The following is a 19369-nucleotide window of genomic DNA, read 5'->3' on the forward strand; positions in this document are numbered from 1 at the left end:
GCCAGCGTTCATCCTGAGCCAGAATCGAACCCTCCACAAAAAAATCATGAAGAGAACCATTGAATGACTCTCAAAAACATAAATTGACGGAACATCCTATAAGGAAGGACGTTCGCACAAAAACCCCAATCCCCATCACTCCACTCTCATGGACTCCCCAAACAAAGAGAAGCGGGAATTGGACTGGCAATCAAAAAACGACTCTAAAAAGTAGTACAAACACGCTCTTGAGTTCTCAAACCACCACCACACACAAACCAGCCAGGAAACCAACCAGAGGAAGAAACCCAACCGCTCAGCGGCAGCGAATGAATAACTTACACGAACCCAACCACAAACGCAAACCCACCACACCAAACAACCCCAAAACCATTGAAAACACACAACTCCATCGGCGTGTCGAAAAACGCGATTTTCCACGTTCAGACTCATCCTAAGCCCCCAAAACAATCCCGGCGCAACCCAAATTCAGCACTCGGACGGCGTGTCGCGGCGCTTCACCAACACTTCAACAGCCGGACATCCCCTCTTCAGCCCCCGACCAACCCCCCAACAGACGCACGACGGACCGCAATCACGCTCACGCAATCATCCACCGTCGTCATTGGCGCATCCGTCCGAACGCAACGGGCATCCGCAGCAGTCATCGCGACAATCGGCACGGCATCCGTCGGCACGACGCCACAACCGCAACCAACGAAACGCAACAGGCGTATACCTATAGATATGACGAAAAAAATCGCAGTACTGACCGGCGCGGGCATCTCCACCTCCGCAGGCATCCCCGACTTCCGTGGTCCGGACGGCGTCTGGACCAAGCATCCCGAACAAATGAGCGTCTACGACATCGACGCGTTCCTCACCAGCAAGGAGGAGCGCGAATATTCGTGGCGCTGGCAGAAGGAATCCCCCGTCTGGAACGCGCAGCCCGGCACCGCGCACAAGGCGCTCGTCAAGCTGGAACAGGCGGGCCTGCTCACGCTGCTGGCCACGCAGAACTTCGACGCGCTGCACGAGAAGGCCGGCAATTCGGCCGACGTCATCGTCAACCTGCATGGCACCATCGGCACATCGCACTGCATGAAGTGCCACGCGAAATACGACACGGCCGACATCATGGCCAAACTGGACGAGGAACCGGACCCGCACTGCCACCGCAAGCTGCCGTATAACGGCAACATGCCGTGCAACGGACTGATCAAAACCGACGTGGTGTACTTCGGCGAGCAACTGCCCGACGGCGCGATGGAAAAGTCAATGAAGCGCGTCACCGAAGCCGACGAATTCTGGGTCATCGGCTCCACGCTCGAAGTCTTCCCGGCCGCATCGCTCGTGCCGGTCGCCGCGCAGGCCGGCGTGCCGATCACCATCATGAACATGGGCCGCACGCAATACGACCGACTCGCAACGCGCCTCATCCGCGAGGACATCGCCGTCGCGCTCCCCCAGCTCGTCGACGAGACCATCGCGGCAGAACAGTAAGTGCGGTAAGCGATAGCACTGCGCAAGTACCGCACATATCGCCGACTCAATTGACCCGACACTGACCCGACGACACAGCGCCGCATCACGACGCCGCACATATCACAAACAGAGCGGGGGCTTCGGCATTGCGTTTCCGACTGTAGGCTCGGCCAAACGGCCTGGAGTGTGTCGGGAATGCAATGCCGAAGCCCCCGCGGTCGTTGCACTATCGCAACGATTCGCGCATCACATCGACGCGCATCAGCGCATCAGCACATCAGCACATCAGCACAGATCAGTAGATGCGCTTCGGCTGGAAGCCGGCCTCGCGCAGGGCCGCAAGGATGCGGTCGATGTGGTCCGGGCCGTTCGTTTCGACCGTCACGCCGAGCGACACGGCGTTCGTGTAATGGCCGGATGCCTTGAACTGATCGTGGTCGAGCTGGATGACGTTCGCGCGCTCCTTGGCGAGCAGCGTGGCGACTTTGACGAGCTGGCCCGGGGTATCCGGCAGTTCGACCTCGAAGTTCATGATGCGCCCGCGCGCGATCATGCCCTTCTGGATCACCGCGCCCATCGTGACCGTATCGATGTTGCCGCCCGACATGATCGGTACCACCACGTGCGGGCCGTGAGCGGACGCGAACTTGCGCGAGCGCAGGTTCAGATGCTCGAGCGCGGCCAGCGATACCGCACCGGCGGCCTCGACGACCAGCTTGTGCTTTTCGAGCATGAGCAGGATCATCTCGTTGATGTCGCGTTCGGTGACGGTCACCAGATCGTCGAGAAATTCGTTGAGCAGCGCGAACGGCAGGTCGCCCGGGTGCTTGACGGCCACGCCCTCGGCGGAAGTGACCACCTGATCGGCCGGCGAGACGCGGCCGGCGGCGAACGAATCCTTCCACGCGGGAGAGCCTTCCGGAATCGCGCCGATCACGCGCACCTCCGGCTTGAACGTCTTGATCGCCAGAGCCACGCCGGCGCCCAGTCCGCCGCCGCCGAGCGGCACGACCACGTCGGTCACGTCCGGCACGTCTTCGAGGATTTCCAGACCGATCGTGCCCTGGCCGCAGATGACCTCGTAATCGTCGAACGGCGGCACGTAGATCATGCCCTGGGTTTCGGCGAGCTCGGCCGCGTGGGCGGCGGACTCGTCGAACACGTCGCCGTAGAGCACCACGTCGGCGCCGTACGCCTTGGTGGCGTCGACCTTGAGCGGCGGGGTGATGGTCGGCATGCAGATCGTGGCCTTCGCGCCGCGTTCGCGCGCCGCGTAGGCGACGCCCTGCGCGTGGTTGCCGGCGGACGCGGTGACGATGCCGCGGGCCAGCTCCTCGTCGGTGAGGGAGGCGATCTTGTTGTAGGCGCCGCGGATCTTGAACGAACCGGTGACCTGCAGGTTCTCGGGCTTGAGGAGAATCTTGTGGCCGGTCATGTCGGACAGGACCGGGGAGGGGATGATTTCGGTGTGACGGGCGGTCCCCTTCAACCGTTCGGCGGCGAGCTTGAGTTCGGCCGCATGATCACGCTGCAGTGCTTTGAGGACGTCTTTTTGTTCCATGAGGGCTAATTGTAGGCGGCCGGCCGGCCTAAGACGTCGCGGATTCCATCTGCAAAACATTCGATCAGCAATGGTCTTATGCCATTCGCACCGCCCCACTGTCCGTCAGTTCAACGATCGAGAGGCTAATGACGGGCTCTGCAGACATCAGTTTGACGATCGAGAGGCTGCGGACGAGCCGCAGCATTGTTGCGGCAGCCAGAAAATCGGCCTTTTGTAGCAGATGCGTGACAATAGGACCTTAGGCGCCAGCATAAGCAGCCTCTCGATCGTCGAACTGACATGCGCAGAAGTAAAAATCAGCCTCTCGATCGTGGAACTCCCGGTTGAGCCGGGAGTTCCACGACGGTGGGGAGAGGGTGCAACCCGTTACAGGCGGACGACCGCGCCCTCCCATGCGGCGAGCTCGCGCTTGGCGAGCGATGCGGCGGCGTGATCGGCGTCGTCAGTGGAGATCACGATCGCGTCCGCGCTCACGCCCGCATCGCCGGCCGCGGCGTCCAGCAGCGCCGCGGACTCGGCCGGCAGGTCGACCGTGCGGCCGGACAGGTTCACGACCGTCAGCAGTCGCTCGTCGCCGAGCGTGCGCACAAACGCGTACACGTGCTCGTCGTCCGCGTCGATCAGCTGCCAGTCGCCGGCGGAAACGACCGGGTTCTCGTGGCGCAGCGCGATGAGCCGCTTGTAGAACGCGTACACGGAGTCCGGATCGTCGAATTCGGCGGCCGCGTTGATCGCCGCGCAGTTCTCGTTGACGGAGATCCACGGTTCGGTCGCGGCGTCGGGCGCGGTGAATCCGGCGTACTTAGACGCGTCCCATTGCATCGGGGTGCGGGCGTTGTCGCGGCTGCGCGCGGCGAGGCCGGCCATCATCGACTCCGCGTCCTGCACCTTCGCCTCTTCGACGCGCTGGCGGAACGCGTTGAGCGATTCGAGGTCGCGGTACTGGTCGAGGCGGGTGAAGTGCGCGTCGGTCATGCCGAGCTCCTCGCCCTGATACACGTACGGGGTGCCGCGGTGCAGGTGCAGCATGAGCGCGAGCGCCTTGGCGGAGCGCACGCGGCTTTCCTCGGTGGAATCGTCGCCCCAGCGGGAGACGACGCGCGGCTGGTCGTGGTTGCCGTCGAACAGGCTGGCCCAGCCGGCTTTGGCGACGGCGGTCTGATAGCCGGCCATGATGCGCTTGAGCGTGGGCAGGTGCAGCGGCAGCGGCTTCCACTTGGTGCCTTCGCAGTCGCAGTCGACGTGTTCGAACAGGAACAGCATGTCGAGTTCGCCGTTGGCGGGGTCGGTGATGTGCTCGTTGCGCTGCGCGTTGATGCCGGGCGCCTCGCCGACGGTGAGGAAGCCGTCGCGGCCGGCGAAGACCTCACGGCGCATTTCGGCGAGGAATTCGTCCTGCCGCGGGCCGTCGGCGCAGAACGGGCTCGGGTTGGAGTAGCCTTCCTCGCCCACCGGGCCGTCCGCGATCTCGCTGCCGGGCTCGCCGGGCAGGCGTCCGGCGGAGTCGACCTGCTTGGAGATGAGCGTGATCACGTCCATGCGGAAGCCGTCGACGCCGCGATCGAGCCACCAGTTCATCATGTCGTACACGGCGCGGCGCACGGCCGGGTTCTCCCAGTTGAGGTCGGGCTGCTTCTTGGAGAACTGGTGGAAGTAGTATTCGCCGCGCTTCGGGTCGTATTCCCATGCGGAGCCGCCGAAGTAGGAGCCCCACTGGTTCGGTTCGGCGCCGGGCTCTCCCGGGGTCTTGCCGGGGCGGGCCGGACGCCACCAGTACCAGTCCGCGTGCGGGTCGTTCTTGTCCTTCGACGCTTCGAACCATGCGTGCTCGTCGGACGTGTGGTTGACGACGAGGTCCATCACGATCTTGATGCCGCGCTTATGCGCTTCGGCGAGCAGCTCGTCCATGTCGTCGAGCGTGCCGAACAGCGGGTCGATGTCCTGATAGTCGGAGATGTCGTAGCCGTTGTCGTCCTGCGGGGACTTGTACACCGGGGACAGCCACAGCACGTCGACGCCGAGGTCGGCAAGATAGTCGAGCCGGCTCGTGATGCCCTTGAGGTCGCCGAAGCCGTCGCCGTTGGTGTCCTGGAACGAGCGCGGGTAGATCTGGTAGACGACGGCGTTGGCCCACCACGGGTTCGGGGTGGCGCCGTTGGTGCGGACGTTGTCTGGCAGGTTGGCGCGGTTGAACGAGGTCATGGGTTCGGCTCCTTTGCTGATGGGTGCGGTTCGCGTACCTCACAGCATACGATTGCGCGGTTTTCATTCCCATCTGACGGTTCCCCGGGCGAGGCGGAAAGAAAAGAGTATTTTTATGCCGTAGGAATGAAAATAATGGCCGCGCACGGCACGCGTACGGCAACCGCGCACGGCACGCGTACGGCAACCACACACGGCACGATCGCAACACGATCACGGCAAGGAGCGCAAGATGACCGCATCGGAGGCAGCGAACGCGACGGACCCCACAGCATCCGCGTTCCCGCAATGGTTCGCAGGCTCGGAATACATGCACCGGGTCGCGCGCGCAATCGCACAGTATGGCCCAATCGCCCGCACCACGCTCGCCCAGCTGCTCGGCCTGTCGCAGGGCGCGCTGTCGCGCATCACCAGCGATCTGATCTATGCCGGCGTGATCGAGGAACTGCCGGGCGATTCCGTGGCACGCGGGCCGCTGCCGCAGGGGTTCGCGCCGAAGGACAGCGGCGAACGTCGCGGCCGGCCGCAGACCGCGCTCGCGTTGCGTGCGAACGCCCGCACGTTCGTCGGCGTCAAAGTGCACGGCACGTCGGCGATCGCCGCCGCGGTCAACGCGCACGGCGAAGTCGTATCCGACCGTCACGAACTCACGTTTGCCGACCGTTCGCCGCAGCGCGTGACCGACGTCGTCGCACGCCTGTCCGACGAGTGCCGCGCGGACGTCGCCGCGCGCGCACTGCCTGAGCCGACGGCGATCGGCGTCGCGATCGGCGGTCATGTGCGCGACGACGCGACGGTCACGTTCGCACCGTTCCTGCGCTGGAACCAGGACGTGCCGCTGGCCGCGATGGTCGCGGACGCGGCCGGTCTGCCGTGCACGGTCTACAACGACGTCGATTCGCTGCTGCTGGACGCAAGCTGGTTCGGGCCGGGCGTCGGACTGGAGGCGTTCGCCGTGGTGACGATCGGCGTGGGCATCGGCTATTCGCTGGCCGTGCACGGCGAGCCGGTCGACTATCCGGACAAGAGCTACGGACTGCTCGGCCATGTGCTCGTCGACCCGGAGGGGCCGCGCTGCGCGTCCGGGCATATCGGCTGCGCGCAGTGCCTGACGGACGCGTCGCTGGCGAACCAGTATTCGCAGATGATCGGCCGCGCGTGCACGTTCGACGAGTTCGTGGCGGACGCGCGGGCGGGCCGGCCGCAGGCCGAACAGCTGGTCGACCAGACGTGCTTCCGGCTGGGGGCGCTGATTTCGATGGTCGCGAACATCGCGATGCCGTCGCGCGTGATGGTGGCCGGAGAATCGGCGTTTCTCGCGAAGATGAGCATCGACGCGGTGCGCGACGGCATCAACCGCTACCGGCACAGCCAGGCCGCGCCGGTGCGGTTCACGGTCGTCGACCACGACTGGCAGCTGTGGGCCAAGGCCGCCGCCTCCCGCGCCATCTCCCGCTACATCGGATAGCGATCAACCCGTGCCAAGGTTCCGTACGCGCGGTCACGCGATGGAAAATCGAACCATTTTTACCATCGCGTGACGGTGCCATCGGACACGCGGCGGTATCATCACGCGAATATGCCATCGCGTGACCTGTTTGGAAGGTCACGAGTCAGCAAAAGCACGACGGAATTCCATCCCGTGACCAAACCTCCAATCACACGATGGCATCATCACCCAATATGCCATCGTGTGACCGGCAAGCAGTACACGCGATGGAGCGTATCGTTCAGATTCCATCGCGTGACCAGCGTCTACTGCTGAATGGCAGTGAACAGCACCGACTGCGCAGGATGCAGGCTCGGCGGGCGCAGGCCGTAGGTGGCGAGCGCGCGGCCGGTGAGCAGCACGCCGTCTTCCGTCCACCAGCCAAGCGGCGACTGGCCGTTGGCGATGCCGAGCGCGGCGAGATCGAGGTCGAGCCACAGCGGCTGAATGCGGTACGTGGCGTCCGGGTCGAGGCCGGGCAGGCGGATCGGCGCGGCCGGATACGTGGCGGACGTGGTGACCTGCGTGAACCGGTAGAACGCGGCGGAACGGTCGGGTTTGACCATGCCGTCCACGCGCACGGCCGGGTCGGCGCAGTCCGCATGCACGCACGTGTCGACCGCGAACCATTCGCGGTGTTTCTTGAATTCGGCAATCCACTCGCCGAGCTTGGCCACGTCCGCGTCGGACTCCTTGAGCAGGTTCCATTCGACGCCCATGTGCCCGAAGAACGCCATCGCCATGCGCAGCTCCTGGCTGGTGGCGCGCTGCGTGGAGTGCGCGGGGCTGGCGCCGACGTGCTCGCCCATCATGAACGGCGGCACGAGCAGCGACGTGTAACGCTGGATTTCGACGCGTTCGAGCGGGTCGACGCAGTCGGACACCCAGATGCGGTCGGCGAGTTCGAGGATGCCGAGGTCGACGCGGCCGCCGCCGGACGAGCAGCTTTCGATTTCAAGACCCGGATGCGCGGTCTTGAGGTCGCGGAAGATGCGGTAGACGGCAAGCGTCTGCGCGTGCACGGCCGGGCGGCCGGTGCGCGGCGAGACCGCTTCGGTGACGAGCTTGTTGTGATCCCACTTGATGTAGTCGATGCCCAGCTCGCCGACCAGCCGATCCATACAGCCGTACACGTACGCGTACGCGTCCGGGTTGGTCAGGTCGACGACCTGCTGCGTGCGCCCCTGCATCGGCAGGCGGCCCGGCGTCGGGCGCAGCACCCAGTCGGGGTACGCGCGGTACATGTCGGAATCGGGGTTGACCATTTCCGGCTCGAACCACAGGCCGAATTCCATGCCCTTGCCGTGCACGTAATCAGCCAGCGCGCGCAGGCTCTTGTCGCCGTCCGGCCACACGTCCTGCGCGATCTGCCAGTCGCCGAGTCCGCTCGTGTCGTCGCGACGGGAGCCGAACCAGCCGTCGTCGACGACGAACCGTTCGACGCCGGCCGCGGCGGCCTTGTCGGCGAGCGCGGTGAGCGTGTCGTAGTTCTGGTCGAAGTACACGGCCTCCCACGTGTTGAGGATGACCGGCCGCGGCTTGTCGGCGATGCCGAGCGCGCGGCGGGCGACACGGTGCACGTTGCGCAGGTAGGCGTGGAATCGTGCGGCGACTTCGTTCAGGCCGTTGCCGTACGATCCGTAGACCCACGGGGTCGCGTACGCGGCGTCGCCGTTTGCCAGCGTGATTTCGCCGCCGAGCAGGATTTCGCCGCCGCCGATCAGACCTTGCGTGTACGGCGTGCGTTCGGCGGACAGGACGCTGTTGCCGCTCCAGCCGACGTGCACGGAGTACACGTCGCCGCGTTCGAAACCGAAGCCGGGTTCGCCGGCGGACAGCAGCAGGCTGGCGTCGAAGTCGGGACGACCGGTCATGGAGAGTTTTTCGAAGCGGCCGATGGTGAGCGGCTGGCGCTGCGGATGGCGTTCGCGCAGATGATGGCCGGTGGTGGTGAGGATTTCGACGGCGTCGGACGGCACGGGGAAGCCGAGTTCGATGCGGCCGATCTCAAGATTGCCGTCGCCGAGGTTCGCGACTTCGAGCTTTTGGCGGATGAGACCGGATGCGTCGAGCTGGCAGGTCCAGACGATGCCGACGCCCTGTTCGCGATCGGCGGCCTCGACGATGACGGTCGGCGTCGGCTGGGAGTCGTCGTCAACCGTACCGGCCGTCACGGCTTCGACCGCGAACCGGCAGTGCAGTTCGACGCCGTCGCGACGGACCTCGAAGCGGGGCGCGCCGATCCACGATTCGGCCTGCGTGGGCAGGACGGACGGCCACGACGTGTCGTCGAGGCCGCCGGAGACGCGCTGCGGGCGCAACGCATCGTACAGGTTGACGACGGTGGCTGGATCGGCGATCGGGCGCCCCCAGTGCACGAATCGCGGCAGGTCGTCGCCGGGGAAGACCAGCGCGAACGCGACGTTGGCGTCGGACTGTTCGGCGTAGACGGCGGTCAGATCGGTGCCGTCTGCGGCGGCGCCTTGGAATTGTTCGATCAGCGACATTGCTACTCCCTTGCGTTGGCTGGCGTTCGGCCTGCGTGCGGCCTGACTTGCTACGGACGGAAATATTTGGTTGGCGTACCGGTATCGATGGTACGCGAGCGCGTTTTCCTTGTCAGGATGCGGAGTGTTTGTTGCCGCTGGAAAGAAATTCCGCCGGTCCGGGTCAGCGTCGCGCGGCGAAGAAGTCGGCGAGGATACGCGCGCACTCGGCTTCGCGCACGCCGCCGTACACTTCCGGCGCGTGGCCGACGTGCGGATCGCGCGGAATGTCCCAGATCGAACCGCACGCGCCGAGTTTGGCGTCCCACGCGCCGAACACGATGCGTCCGACGTGCGTCTGCAGGCATGCGCCCGCGCACATCGGGCACGGTTCGAGCGTGACCACGAGCGTGCAGTCGGCGAGATTCCACGTGCCGAGCCGGGCGGCGGCCGCGCGCATCGCGAGCACTTCGGCATGCGCGAGCGGATCGGGCTGCGCGTGATCGTCATGCGTCTGTCCGCCGCGCGCGTTGCGTCCCTCGCCAATCACGCGACCGTCCGCGTCCAACACCAGCGCGCCGACCGGCACCTCCCCGTCGGCCGCCGCGTCCGCCGCCAGCGCCAGCGCGCGCTCCATCGCCTCGTCATTCGTCATGGATGCCAGTGTAAACGGGCCCGATCGAAAACCAGCGAAAGCCGGCGAAAACCGACGCGGGCGACGAACGCGCCGCGGGTTTCGTGCCATCGGCAGCGCGTGGCGGCACTTGACGATAACGCAAACACGCCGGCAACCGCTTGCCGAGAAACGTAACGCGGGTAGAAGGTTTGACTGATAGGCTGATGGCGGCAACGGAGGCCATGGAGAGGGAGGACACACTGTGGCGGTATTTCAGCTCATCCTATGCATCATTGCGGTGGTGGTGCTGTCCTCGTTCATCAGCCGCTTCATTCCGAAAGTGTCCACGCCGCTCGTGCAAATCGCGCTCGGCGCCATCGCCTCGCAACTGCCGTTTTTCCCCAACGTCGAACTCGACCCGGAACTGTTCATGGTCCTGTTCATCGCGCCGCTGCTCTACCTCGAAGCGCACGAAATCGACAAGTCGGGTCTGCTGAAAACGCTCAAGCTGTCGCTGTCGCTGGCCATCGGCCTCGCGATCGCGACCATGGTCGCCGTCGGCGTGATCCTGCACGCGATCTGGCCGGCCATTCCGCTGGCCGCAGGCCTGGCGCTCGGTGCGGCGCTCGGTCCGACCGACGCGGTCGCCGTATCGTCGCTCGGCAAGGAGGCGGCGCTGACGCAACGCCAGATGGGCGTGCTCAAAGGCGAATCGCTGTTCAACGACGCATCCGGCATCGTCGGCTTCCAGTTCGCGATCGCGGCGGCCGTCACCGGACAGTTCGAGGTCGGCGAGGCGGCCGGCGAATTCGTGATGTCGTTCATCGGCGGCGGCCTGTTCGGCCTGGCGATCGGCATGATCGCCAACTGGCTGTTCGAAACGATCCGCTCGCTCGGCTGGGAGACGACCACCACGCGCATCCTCATGGAACTGTTCCTGCCGTTCCTGCTGTATCTGGCCGCTGAGGACGTGGCGCACGTGTCCGGCATCCTGTCGGTTGTCGCGTCCGGCCTGTTCATCCGCTTCGACCGTACGGGCGTCGGCCCGAACGTGGCCCGCACGAACATCGTGTCGAACAGCGTGTGGGGCGTGCTCTCGTTCACGCTCAACGGCGCCGTGTTCATCCTGCTCGGCATGCTGCTGCCCGGCGCGATGGGCAACAGCTGGGAGGATCCGGGCGTGAGCAACATGCTGCTCATCATGGTGATCCTGCTCGTGTCGCTCGTCGTGATCACCATGCGGTTCATCTGGGTGTCGGCCATGCTGCGCCTCGCGCGCGACACGGCCACCGGCCACCGTCGCCACATGACGCCGGAACGCTGGCGTTCGGCCGCGGTCATGACGTTCGGCGGCGCGAAGGGCACCATCACGCTGTCGCTGATGTTCACGATCCCGTACGCGATCTCCGGCGGACGCTGGTTCCCGATGCGCGACGAGCTGATCTTCATCGCGTCCGGCGTGATCATCGTGACACTGCTGCTCGCGAACTTCCTGCTTCCCGCAATCGCGCCGAACCGCGGCGGCGACGCGTCGCTGGAAATGACCGAAGTCACGATCGAGGTGCTGCGCCGCACCGTCGAGGAACTGACCGGACGCGTGACGAACGAGAACCGCCGCGCCGTGCTCATGGTGATCGACTCGTACACGAAGCGCATCACGCGACTCAAGCAGCGCACCGGCGAACTCGACCCGCAGGGCTACGCGCAGCTGCAGATCGACGCGCTCAACTGGGAGAAGGACTACGTCAAGCAGCGGCTCATCGACACGAAACGCAGCAAGGAAGGCACACAGGCGAACCGCGATCTGGAAATCGAAGCGTGCGAGCGCCTGCTCGACCAGATCATGAACTCGCTGCGCCACATTTCCACCGACCGCAACTCCGGCCGGGCCATGTGGCAGATCCGCGGCCGCATGCGCGCGCTGCAGCGCCGCACGCTCACGCTGATCCGGCGCACGTCGAGCCGCATCCGCCGCACCACGCCGCTGATCAGCGACGACGAGATCTTCGCGCACACCCGCATGGTGCAGCTGGCCGCGTTCGAGCACGTGATCGACCGGCTGTACGAGGAGATGACGCGCAGCACGTACAACACGGAGCATTGCTCGGCGCTGCTGCTCGACTATCGTCGCGCCGAATCGGCGCTGCGCGCGCGGCCGAACATGACCGGCAGCGCGAAGACGATCGGCATGGCGGAGGACGTGAAGCGCGAAAGCTACGGCATCGAGCTCGGCGTGATCCAGGACATGGTCGAGGCCGGCGAGATCACGCGCGCGCAGGCGAAGACGCTGCGCCGCAACGTGTACGTGATGAGCGTGGACGCGGATTCGAGCCTGTAGTCCAATCCTTGGCCCCCTCGGCTGAGGGGGCTGGCAGCGCAGCTGACTGGGGGAGCGTCATACCCGCACCCGTCAAAGCCGTGACGCTGACAGGAGCGTGGCGCAGGCGTTCAGCGCATTTACTTACAGCACGCCGGACGAGATGTCGTGCAACAGCAGCCACTGGCGCAGGTCGGCGAATTCGTCCATGCTCACCTCGTGGCCGAGGCCGTGATAGCTTTTCGTCGTCAGCCACGTGTGCTCTTCGAGCCACGCGGCCGCCGCGAACAGCTCGTACTTGGGCACGACCCGATCGTTCTTGCCGTACACGTAGAACACGGGCGTCTCGTAGTCGGCGAGCCGATCGTCGGCCGGGGCCGTGCCAGGCACGTTGCCGGGAGCGAGCGTGCCGGACAGGCTGATCGCCGCACGATAGCGTTCGGGATGGATGCGCAGCAGGTGCACGGCCAGCAGGCCGCCCTGCGAGAAGCCGATCGGCACGACGTCGCGTTCGAGCGGCACGTGCTCGTCGACCCAGCGGTCGATCGCGCGGGCGGCCGCGTATGCTTCGCGGTCGAGATCGTCGCCGGACGGGGCCTTGCCGGTGAACCACGAGTATGCGCCGGCGATGGCCGGCAGTCCGTCGCCGCGTTCGCGACGCTCCTGCAGCACGATCGGCGCGCGCAGGGACGCGTAGTCGTTGTACGGCGCGATGTAGCGCATGATGTCGGCCAAGTCCTCCTCGTTGGAGCCCCAGCCGTGCAGGCACAGGAACATGGGCCTGGTGGGCGCGGCCTCTCCCCCGCCGCGCGAGTACTGCACGTGCGTGATGGCCGGCAGGGCCGGCGGGATCGATGGCTCGGGTCCGGCGGTTGCGCCGTATGTTGCGTCTTCGCTCATGCGCCCCAATATACGCGATGGGCGGGTTCTGCGAGGCGCATGGTTCAACGGACAAAAAGAAACCCCGGCGGGGCGTCCGCCGGGGAGAGAAAGGAGAGAGAAGAAGAAAGGGTTCAATTGTCGGGAACTGCTGCTGTTCCTGTTCAGCTCTTGCTGACAGTTATTATGAAACCACCGCTTTCTGGGCGCAATGATGTGGTTGTCTGAGAACAAGCTGAAAGTTTTGGCGCGGAATTGTGCAGGCGGACGGGTCGCGCCGCAAGAGGCCCGCCGCTAGACTGGGGTGCAGTTATTCGTTCCATGAACGCGTTTTCCGAACGCCAAGCCAAGGAGTTGCCATGCTGCTGTCCGATCGCGATATTCTCGCCGCCAAGGAAGACGGTCATATCTCGCTTGATCCGTGGACTCCCGAGATGGTGCAGCCCGCGTCGATCGACGTGCGTCTGGACCGTTACTTCCGCCTGTTCAACAACCATGCGTACACGTACGTCGATCCGGCCGAGAATCAGGGCGCGCTGACCGAGCAGTTCGAGGTCGCGCCGGACGAGCCGTGGATCCTGCATCCGGGCGAATTCGCGCTCGGCTCGACATGGGAGTACGTCAAGCTCGACGCGACGATCGCCGCGCGCCTCGAGGGCAAGAGTTCGCTGGGCCGTCTCGGCATCCTCACGCATTCGACCGCGGGATTCATCGACCCGGGCTTCGAGGGGCACATCACGCTTGAGCTGAGCAATGTGTCGACGTTGCCGGTCAAGCTGTGGCCCGGCATGAAGATCGGCCAGATGTGCTTCTTCCAGCTCAGCTCGCCGGCCGAGCATCCGTACGGCTCCAAGGGCACCGGCTCTCACTATCAGGGCCAGCGCGGGCCGACGCCGAGCCGCTCCTACGTCAACTTCTACAAAGCCGACGTGAGCGACTGACCGGCCTCTGTTCCCGGATGAGGCCAGATGAGACCTTCTGATCCAATCCAAGAGACCAAATACGAGAAGAGGCTCCCTTCTTTGCGGGAAGGGAGCCTCTTTGTGGATTATGGGCGACTACGAGTCGTCGCTGTCAGTTACGCGGTCACGCGGTCACGCCGCGGCGCTTGTCGACGGCGCGCATGATGGCCTTGTAGATTTCAGAGGCCACCAGCACGATCGCGGCAAGGCCGATGCACTCGAACCACGCGACGAAGTCGAGCGGCGTGGTGCCGAACGCGTCGTTGAGGAACGGCACGTAGATCACCACGACCTGCAGCAGGATCGAAATGCCGATCGCGCCCCACAGCCACTTGTTGCTGAACAGGCCCACGAACGCGGACTGGCGTGCTGAGCGCGAGGCGATCGCGTTGAACAGCTGCGCGAACACGAGGATCGTGAAGCCCATGGTGCGGGCCTCGGTCATCTGCGCGTCGTGGCCGAGCGCGTCCACGGAACGGTCGGTGAACAGGCCGCCCGCGAGGTGCATGTCCATGCCGATCAGCGTCACGGCGGCCATGATGATGCCGATGAACGCAATGTCGATCCACATGTCCTTGTCGATCACGCGGTCGGTGAGTTTGCGCGGCTTGCGGGCCATCACGTCGTCGGTCTGCGGGTCGACGCCCATCGCAAGCGCCGGTGCGGCGTCGGTGAGCAGGTTGATCCACAGCAGCTGCGTGGCGAGCAGCGGCACGGTCACGCCCTGCGAGCCGGGCTGGGTGATGCCGAGCACGCCGGCGAGCATGACGCCGCCGAACACGGTGAACACCTCGCCCACGTTGGAGCTCAGGAGGTAGCGCAGGAACTTGCGGATGTTGTCGAAAATCACGCGGCCTTCGCGCACGGCGGCGACGATGGTGGAGAAGTTGTCGTCCGCGAGGATCATCTTCGCGGATTCCTTGGTGACCTCGGTGCCGGTGATGCCCATGGCCACGCCGATGTCGGCGGACTTGACGGCCGGGGCGTCGTTCACGCCGTCGCCGGTCATGGCGGCGATGTTGCCCTGACGCTGCAGCGACTCGACGATCTTGAGCTTGTGTTCCGGCGCGACGCGCGCGTACACGGAGACTTCGGAGGTCGCCTTGTCGAGCGCCTTCTCGTCCATCGCGTCGAGCTGGTCGCCGGTAAGCGCCTTGCCGCCCTTGGCGATGATGCCCAGATCGGAGGCGATGCGCGCCGCGGTGAGCGGGTGGTCGCCGGTGATCATGACGGTGCGGATGCCGGCGCGGTGCGCCTCGGCCACGGAGTCGCGGACCTCGGTGCGCGGCGGGTCGATGATGCCGACCATGCCGGCCCAGATCAGGTCGGATTCGATCACGTCGGACTGTTCGGAGATGTCGGTGATCTGACCGGCCGAGTTCGTCACGATGCCGGGGACTTCGGTCAGCGAGGAGACGCCGAGCGGACGGTACGCCTCGCCCAGCGTGCGGTACGCCTCGCCGGACAGCTTCTCGACGGTCGCGAGGATCGTCTGACGGTCGCCTTCGGTGAGCGGACGGACCGCGCCGCCGACGGCAATGCGCGTGCAGTACGCGAGCAGCACGTCCGGCGCGCCCTTCGCGAAGACGGTCAGGTTGCCGGCGTCGGCGTTGTCCTTGGCGACGATCGCCATGCGCTTGCGTTCGGACGTGAACGGCACTTCGGCCACGCGCTCGAAGTTCGCGTACTTCTTGTCGGCGTGCACCTTGCGGGCGGCGACGATCAGCGAGACTTCGGTCGGGTCACCGATCGCCTCCCACGTGCCGGCCTTGGACTCGCTTTCGCGCAGGTCGCCGTCGTTCGCAAGCGTGCCCGCGCCGAGCGTCGCCATGACTTCGGCTTCGACGCCGGCCGGGACCGACAGGTCGCCGTCCGCGGCGCCGACCATCACCATGCGGCCCTCCGGCGCGTAGCCGGTGCCGGTGATCTGCACTTCGCCGGACGGCGTGACCACGCGTTCGACGGTCATCTCGTTGCGGGTGAGCGTGCCGGTCTTGTCGGAGCAGATCACGGACGCGGAGCCGAGCGTCTCCACGGAGGAGAGCTTCTTGACGATCGCGTTGTGCTTGGCCATGCGCTGCACGCCGAGCGCGAGCACGACGGTCAGGATCGCGGCCAGGCCCTCCGGCACGGCGGCGACGGCCAGCGAGACGGCCAGCAGCAGCGAGTCGATGATGTCGTGCACCGAGTGGAAGCCCTGCGTGAGCGCGAGCGCGGCGAGCACGACCACGGCGATGATGCACACCGCGAGGCCGAGGATCTTGGAGACGTGCGCCATCTCCTTCTGCAGCGGGGTGGCCTCGTCGTCGGTGGCGGCGAGCATGTCGGCGATCTTGCCGACCTGCGTGTTCATGCCGGTGCCGGTGACGATCGCGCGGCCGGTGCCCTGCGTGACGGACGTGCCGTTGAAGATCATGTTCGCGCGGTCGCCGAGCGCCTTGGCTGCGGCGAGCGTTTCCGGCTTCTTGCCGACCGGGACGGACTCGCCGGTCAGGCTCGCTTCGGCGATGCGCAGGGACGCGGCGGCGAACAGTCGGCCGTCGGCGGAGACGGTGTCGCCTTCGCCGAGCACGACGACGTCGCCGGGGACGACGTCGGTGGTGTTGATGTGCACGACCTTGCCGTCGCGCAGGACGGCGGTCTGCGGCGCGGTCATCTGCGCAAGCGCGGCGACGGCCTGTTCGGCGCGGGCCTCCTGGATGTAACCGAGGACGGCGTTGACGATCAGGATGAGCACGATGACGAGCGCGTCGAACGGCACCGGCTCCCCCGCGCCCGGCGTATTCGCGCGTTCGATGAACCATGCGACCACCGAGATCGCGGTGGCGACGAGCAGCAGGTAGACCAGCGGATCCTCGAACTGCGCGAGGAACTTCTTCCACTTCGGCACCGGCGGCGCGCTGGCCAGCTGGTTCGGGCCGAACTTCTCGAGGCGGCGCTTGGCTTCGGCCGAGCTCAGGCCGGTTGCGGTGTCGACGTTCAGCGCTTTGGCGACCTCGCTCGCATCGGTCAGCGACGGGTCGGTGTCGTTGAGCAGCGCCTGCTGGGCGCGCACTTCCTCTGACTGGACGGCGTCCTCTGCCAGCGCGGACGCCTTGGATTGATCTTTCTGGCGATCAACCATGTTGTGTTCTCCTTGGTATAGCCGCGGAGTAGTCAGCCCTCGCGTACGCCGGGATCTCTCCCCCGGCTGGCGCGGCAAGGCTGCGCGGTTATGGGCACCGGCGCGTATGCGGCCGATGCGTACGGATGCCATTATTCCATACACCGCTTAACCGAGCGCGTAACAAAACCCGTTGCAGTGCCCAATTCCCAACGTTTTCGCCGGTGTGTCAGGGGGGGGGCTCGCGTCGCGGCCCGCCGTCCGCAGCCGGCTGCGATTGTGGACAGACACGCCGAGTGTGGATAACTCAGCTCCCAACCGGCGTCTGCCACACGATTCAACAGGCCTGTCGCCCGGCCGGACACCGTCATCGCGAGTTTCACGCCGAGTTTCCCGGACCTTTCGACCACATGCCCCCGGTTTGGCTTGCGAACCCGCGCACCAAGCATGTAGCCTCCACCCCATCGTCCCGGAAATACAGCAACGAAGGAGTTGATACAAATGAATTTGCCAAGTACACTTGTGATCATCGACGGTGAGGATCCGATCATCATCCCTTCGGCGCATCGGGAACGCAAGCACGGCGAACCGCCGATCAGCGACGCCGACATCCTGCACGTGTACCGCCACGGGATCGAAGTCGACATCAACGCCAACCGGGCACCTCCCACGCACGTATTGGTGGGCACGGGCGAATCCGGAGCGGTGCTGTACGAGATCGGCGTCATCGAGCGATCATGGCTGCAAAGCATGCAGGAACACATCATCGTGCATGCCATGCGGGCACGGCTGAGTTACGAAACCAAGTGGCTGACATTGCAATATCGCACGGAAAGGTGACCACAATGGCATTCAACGATCTCGATCCCGCCGTACAGGCACAACTGCTCGCCATCGGCAACGCTGCCGCCGACATGATCGAACACACCGAGACTCCCGCGGACGGCCGACCGGAAGACGACCCGAATTTCTCGCCCGAACTGGAGATCAGCCGGCTACTGAACCGACGCAAAACTGAGTTGGCATTCATCGACGGACGCATCGCCGACATGGTGCTGCTCATGCACCGGCGAGGCCAGTCATGGGAGACGATTGGCCGACTGCTCGGTATTACGGGCGAAGCCACGCGTTTGCGGTACGCCAAACTCGAACGCGCATAGGCGCAACACGCGACTCAGCCGGCGAGGGACTCGCGCAGGTTGCGGGCGACGGCGCGTTCGCGGGCGCCCTTGGTGGCGGCGAGGCCGGCGGCGACGAGCAGGAACATGACCGTGCAGCAGATCCACAGCGTGCGGCTGCCGAACCCGCCGATGATCCAGCCGCCGACCAGCGGCGCGGCGCCGTTCGACAGCGACCAGACGAGGTTGTACAGGCCCTGATACGTGCCGCGCGCGTCGGCCGGCGCGAGACTGGCGACCGTGGTCGCGGCGATCGGGAACGTGCCGAGCTCGCCGAGCGTCCACAGCACGGCAGCGATCGCGAAGCCGTGCCACGAGGTCGCGCCGATCTGGAACGCGTAGCCGACGGCGGTCATCAGCATGCCGAGCACGAGCACGCGCGTGTTGCTCATGCGGTTGAACACGGCCAGCGCCGGGATCTGCAGCAGGCACAGAATGCCGCCGTTGATCGTCAGCAGCACGGAATACTGGTCCGTGCCCATGCCGAGCTGCGTGAGCGCGATCGGCAGGCCGCTGGTGAGCTGGAAGTAGGCGATCGTGTACGCGAACATGAGCACGACCATCGACATGAACGGCCAGTCGGCGAACGCACGGCGATAGTTTGCGATCATCGACACCGGCCGTTCGGGCGCGACCGCACCGTCCGAGACATAGTCCGCGGCACCGTCAGCCCGCACGTCACCGGACGCAACATGATCGGCCGCATCGGTCACGGCGATCGCATCGACGGCATCGGTTCCCGCCGCGACGGCCGCCACGCCTGCGGCAACGTTCGCGGCGGTCAGCTTGCGCGCCTCGTGGAAGAACGCGCCGAGCATGACCGTCGCGACGACGAGAATTACGGCTTCCGCGTAGAACATCAGCGTGTACGAGATCTTGACGAGCTGGTTCGCGATGATCGGGCCGATCGCGAAACCGAAGTTCACGGCCCACGTCTGCAGCGTGTACGCGCGTTTCTGCGCGCGCACCGGCACGACGTCGGCGATGTACGCGGCGACGGCCGGCGTCGGGATCGACGAGATCGCGCCGTAGACAAGCAGCATCGCGCCCATGACGAACGGGTCGCCGATGAACGAGAGGATCACGAGCATGACGGCCGCGCCGATCTC

General features: G+C 65.5%; 13 protein-coding genes. 6 read left to right on the forward strand and 7 right to left on the reverse strand.

Going from position 1 to position 19369, the window contains the following annotated elements:
• Positions 1-726: 726 nt before the first annotated feature.
• Entirely contained in the window at positions 727-1482 is a 756-nt protein-coding gene (locus tag KIH79_RS11530; protein WP_219059510.1) for an SIR2 family NAD-dependent protein deacylase, read from the forward strand.
• Positions 1483-1759: 277 nt separating this feature from the next.
• Here the strand turns inward: KIH79_RS11530 and ilvA are convergent, their stop codons facing one another.
• Together ilvA and KIH79_RS11540 are read right to left on the reverse strand one after the other, a co-directional pair.
• On the reverse strand, positions 1760-3025 hold the full coding sequence (gene ilvA, locus KIH79_RS11535; RefSeq protein ID WP_219059511.1) for a threonine ammonia-lyase: 1266 nt from the start codon (positions 3023-3025) through the stop codon (positions 1760-1762).
• A 369-nt stretch (positions 3026-3394) separates the two neighbouring features.
• A complete protein-coding gene (locus tag KIH79_RS11540) occupies positions 3395-5230 on the reverse strand; it encodes a glycoside hydrolase family 13 protein (RefSeq protein ID WP_219059512.1) in 1836 nt (611 codons plus the stop codon).
• Between the two features lie 232 nt (positions 5231-5462).
• Between KIH79_RS11540 and KIH79_RS11545 the strand changes: the two genes are divergently transcribed.
• Positions 5463-6698 (forward strand): ROK family transcriptional regulator, encoded by a 1236-nt coding sequence (locus tag KIH79_RS11545; RefSeq protein ID WP_219059513.1) that lies wholly within the window; start codon positions 5463-5465, stop codon positions 6696-6698.
• A 287-nt stretch (positions 6699-6985) separates the two neighbouring features.
• On the opposite strand, the gene KIH79_RS11550 is transcribed toward KIH79_RS11545, so the two are convergent.
• Complete coding sequence (locus KIH79_RS11550) at positions 6986-9226, reverse strand: alpha-galactosidase (RefSeq protein WP_219059514.1); 2241 nt, start codon at positions 9224-9226, stop codon at positions 6986-6988.
• Positions 9227-9389: 163 nt separating this feature from the next.
• The gene (locus KIH79_RS11555; RefSeq protein WP_219059515.1) at positions 9390-9860 is read right to left on the reverse strand and encodes a nucleoside deaminase; all 471 of its coding nucleotides are present in this window, start codon (positions 9858-9860) and stop codon (positions 9390-9392) included.
• Between the two features lie 223 nt (positions 9861-10083).
• Here KIH79_RS11555 and KIH79_RS11560 point away from each other — a divergent pair, with 223 nt between their 5' ends.
• Positions 10084-12159, forward strand: a complete 2076-nt coding sequence (locus KIH79_RS11560) for a cation:proton antiporter (RefSeq protein WP_219059516.1) — start codon at positions 10084-10086, stop codon at positions 12157-12159.
• Between the two features lie 123 nt (positions 12160-12282).
• Here the strand turns inward: KIH79_RS11560 and KIH79_RS11565 are convergent, their stop codons facing one another.
• Positions 12283-13038 carry an alpha/beta hydrolase gene (locus tag KIH79_RS11565; protein WP_219059517.1) on the reverse strand — a complete coding sequence of 252 codons (756 nt, stop codon included), beginning with the start codon at positions 13036-13038 and terminating at the stop codon, positions 12283-12285.
• Positions 13039-13376: 338 nt separating this feature from the next.
• Here KIH79_RS11565 and dcd point away from each other — a divergent pair, with 338 nt between their 5' ends.
• Positions 13377-13958: a dCTP deaminase gene (gene dcd, locus KIH79_RS11570; protein ID WP_033495062.1), complete on the forward strand. Its 582-nt coding sequence runs from the start codon at positions 13377-13379 to the stop codon at positions 13956-13958.
• Between the two features lie 145 nt (positions 13959-14103).
• On the opposite strand, the gene KIH79_RS11575 is transcribed toward dcd, so the two are convergent.
• Entirely contained in the window at positions 14104-17103 is a 3000-nt protein-coding gene (locus KIH79_RS11575) for a cation-translocating P-type ATPase (protein WP_219059518.1), read from the reverse strand.
• 480 nt (positions 17104-17583) lie between these two features.
• Between KIH79_RS11575 and KIH79_RS11580 the strand changes: the two genes are divergently transcribed.
• Both KIH79_RS11580 and KIH79_RS11585 read left to right on the forward strand, forming a co-directional pair.
• Positions 17584-17922 carry a hypothetical protein gene (locus KIH79_RS11580; RefSeq protein WP_236023832.1) on the forward strand — a complete coding sequence of 113 codons (339 nt, stop codon included), beginning with the start codon at positions 17584-17586 and terminating at the stop codon, positions 17920-17922.
• Positions 17923-17927: 5 nt separating this feature from the next.
• Positions 17928-18242 carry a hypothetical protein gene (locus tag KIH79_RS11585; protein ID WP_219059519.1) on the forward strand — a complete coding sequence of 105 codons (315 nt, stop codon included), beginning with the start codon at positions 17928-17930 and terminating at the stop codon, positions 18240-18242.
• Positions 18243-18256: 14 nt separating this feature from the next.
• Here KIH79_RS11585 and KIH79_RS11590 read toward each other — a convergent pair.
• Positions 18257-19369 (reverse strand): MFS transporter (locus KIH79_RS11590; protein WP_219059520.1); only part of this gene is annotated, 1113 nt, incomplete at its 5' end.

Source organism: Bifidobacterium miconis (assembly GCF_019331735.1).
GTDB lineage: Bacteria > Actinomycetota > Actinomycetes > Actinomycetales > Bifidobacteriaceae > Bifidobacterium > Bifidobacterium miconis.

What these genes read in the sequence shown, in the direction of transcription:
- KIH79_RS11565 (WP_219059517.1), bottom strand. Translation starts at nt 13,038, where the DNA reads ATGAGCGAAGACGCAACATACGGCGCAACCGCCGGACCCGAGCCATCG.
- KIH79_RS11555 (WP_219059515.1), bottom strand. Translation starts at nt 9,860, where the DNA reads ATGACGAATGACGAGGCGATGGAGCGCGCGCTGGCGCTGGCGGCGGAC.
- ilvA (WP_219059511.1), bottom strand. Translation starts at nt 3,025, where the DNA reads ATGGAACAAAAAGACGTCCTCAAAGCACTGCAGCGTGATCATGCGGCC.
- KIH79_RS11575 (WP_219059518.1), bottom strand. Translation starts at nt 17,103, where the DNA reads ATGGTTGATCGCCAGAAAGATCAATCCAAGGCGTCCGCGCTGGCAGAG.
- KIH79_RS11530 (WP_219059510.1), top strand. Translation starts at nt 727, where the DNA reads ATGACGAAAAAAATCGCAGTACTGACCGGCGCGGGCATCTCCACCTCC.
- KIH79_RS11585 (WP_219059519.1), top strand. Translation starts at nt 17,928, where the DNA reads ATGGCATTCAACGATCTCGATCCCGCCGTACAGGCACAACTGCTCGCC.
- dcd (WP_033495062.1), top strand. Translation starts at nt 13,377, where the DNA reads ATGCTGCTGTCCGATCGCGATATTCTCGCCGCCAAGGAAGACGGTCAT.
- KIH79_RS11580 (WP_236023832.1), top strand. Translation starts at nt 17,584, where the DNA reads ATGAATTTGCCAAGTACACTTGTGATCATCGACGGTGAGGATCCGATC.
- KIH79_RS11545 (WP_219059513.1), top strand. Translation starts at nt 5,463, where the DNA reads ATGACCGCATCGGAGGCAGCGAACGCGACGGACCCCACAGCATCCGCG.
- KIH79_RS11550 (WP_219059514.1), bottom strand. Translation starts at nt 9,226, where the DNA reads ATGTCGCTGATCGAACAATTCCAAGGCGCCGCCGCAGACGGCACCGAT.
- KIH79_RS11540 (WP_219059512.1), bottom strand. Translation starts at nt 5,230, where the DNA reads ATGACCTCGTTCAACCGCGCCAACCTGCCAGACAACGTCCGCACCAAC.